The sequence below is a fragment of the Ligaoa zhengdingensis genome, assembly GCF_014384885.1.
GTDB classification, from domain to species: Bacteria; Bacillota; Clostridia; order Oscillospirales; family Ruminococcaceae; genus Ligaoa; species Ligaoa zhengdingensis.
On sequence record NZ_JACRST010000073.1, the window covers coordinates 1 to 1,887 of the forward strand.

The 1,887-nt window shown below is 57.3% G+C and carries 4 protein-coding genes; all 4 read left to right on the forward strand.

From position 1 onward, the window contains the following. Nucleotides 1-273 (forward strand): hypothetical protein (locus H8711_RS13640; protein WP_249283880.1); only part of this gene is annotated, 273 nt, incomplete at its 5' end. Then, complete coding sequence (locus H8711_RS13645) at nucleotides 273-1,214, forward strand: hypothetical protein (RefSeq protein ID WP_249283881.1); 942 nt, start codon at nucleotides 273-275, stop codon at nucleotides 1,212-1,214. The genes H8711_RS13640 and H8711_RS13645, both read left to right, overlap by 1 nt. Nucleotides 1,215-1,227: 13 nt before the next feature. Further along, nucleotides 1,228-1,566, forward strand: a complete 339-nt coding sequence (locus tag H8711_RS13650) for a hypothetical protein (protein WP_249283882.1) — start codon at nucleotides 1,228-1,230, stop codon at nucleotides 1,564-1,566. Next, on the forward strand, nucleotides 1,559-1,887 hold a 329-nt coding region (locus H8711_RS13655; protein ID WP_249283883.1), incomplete at its 3' end, for a hypothetical protein. The genes H8711_RS13650 and H8711_RS13655, both read left to right, overlap by 8 nt.

A 1,887-nucleotide genomic window follows, 5' to 3' on the forward strand; every position in this document is an offset into this window, starting at 1 on the left:
AAGTCCACCCTAACCACCAAAACCCTGTCCAAGACAGGCTGGACAGGCAGTGAGCCCCCCTTTACCTACAGCCTGTCGGTGTCCGGCGTGACAAGCAGCAGCGTGCAGGAGATATTACCCACCACCGATGCAACCGAGGAACAGATTGTTGCGTTGCAGGCGGCGAATATGCAGGACAGCGGGCAGTCCGCGGGGAAGATCACCGTCAAAGCGTGGGGAGATAAGCCTGAAATCGATCTGCCGGTGCGGATCATCATAAGGGGGGATTTGTAATGCCGACGATTATCAGAGTGGGCGGATACCGCAAGCCCACGCCGTCGCTGTTCGGTGACGGGAGCGACGGGGATTTCTACCTGGCGGCGAACGAAACTCATATTGAGCCGGTGACTGTGCCGCACCAGTCAGTGGTCGAGAAGAACTACAAGAGCCTGACCATCGAGGCCGGGGCGTTGTATCAGTGTTCGGACTGCAACGCGGGCCTCGTAATCCGTGTCAAAGGTGACTGCACCATCCACGGGACAATCGACCAGAGCGGCAAAGCACCCAAGACCAACCCTAACAACAACTACCCGTACCCGGAGGATTTGGTGTGCGGGGATGGCGGTGATGGAGGCGGTGGCGGACCCTATAATAGCGATTATAGGACGCAAGGCCCGGGTGGGTCTGCCATGCCCGCCCGCGCATATGGGGGCGGTTACGGAGCTGGAGGCGGCGGTGGTGCCGGAAGCGGAAGCAGCCAATATGGGGGAAAAGGAGGGGATTCCAACACCATCACAATAGACATACCAACGGAAAATTTGTTTGTCCAAAAGTCTGGGCAATACGGCGGTGGTGGAAAACCAAACGATAGCAGCGGCGGAGCAGGCGGGAATGGAAATTATGGTGGAGGTATCGTACTTATCTACGTGGGCGGATCGTTAGCTTTGGACGGAGCGATCAAATGCAACGGGATGGACGGGGAAAATGGACTAAACAGTACTGATAAATACACCAACTGCGGCGGCGGTGGCGGTGGCGGTGGCGGTGGCGGCGCAGTATATGTAGTCCACAACGAAAGTTTGCCGAGCATCACCGGATTATTAAATGTATCTGGCGGCGCTGGAGGGACAGGAGGAAGCGGTACTGGCTCTGGTGGCGGGGATGGAAGCACCGGCCAGGCAGGCACCAACGGCACCGTCACCGTCAAGCAGTACGTCAAAGGCATGACCGCGTAAAGGAGGCGACAAAATGCAGATCATCGGCACAGATATCCAAATGATCCGCGGGGACACAGAAAGCCTTTCGGTGCGAATGGTGGAGGACGGGGCGCAGGTGTCGTTCGAGGCGGGCGACACGCTCTATTTCACCGTCAAATACAACCCGGACGATACCGAAAAGCTGCTGCAAAAGGTAATCACCGAGTTCCCAGGCAGCGAGGCGGTAATCCACATCGCACCGGAGGACACCAAGCCGCTGCTGTTTGGCGACTACTATTACGACCTCCAGCTCACCCGCGCGGACGGCACCGTGACCACCATCATCCCGCCCAGCACATTTGGCGTATTGCCGGAGGTGACATATGAGTAATATCACCGTCGAACTCACAAGCGGCCCGCAGGTCACAGTAGAGATCACCGGCAAGGGCCCGCCAGGCATGTCGGCATATCAGGCCGCGGTGATCGGTGGGTATACGGGCACAGAGCAGGAATTTTACCAGACGTTGGGGACAGTGGGCGCGACCGGCGTTGCACCGTATGGCTCATATCTGGAATTCCCAGTGGTCGGAAACATCTACGTCATGTACATCGACACCGGAACGAACAAAACCTACCGCTGGGACGCGGATGCGCTGAAATACTATGTAGTCGGATCGGACTACAACGACATCAAAATCATAAATGGAGGTGG

What these genes read in the sequence shown, in the direction of transcription:
- H8711_RS13645 (WP_249283881.1), top strand. Translation starts at nt 273, where the DNA reads ATGCCGACGATTATCAGAGTGGGCGGATACCGCAAGCCCACGCCGTCG.
- H8711_RS13650 (WP_249283882.1), top strand. Translation starts at nt 1,228, where the DNA reads ATGCAGATCATCGGCACAGATATCCAAATGATCCGCGGGGACACAGAA.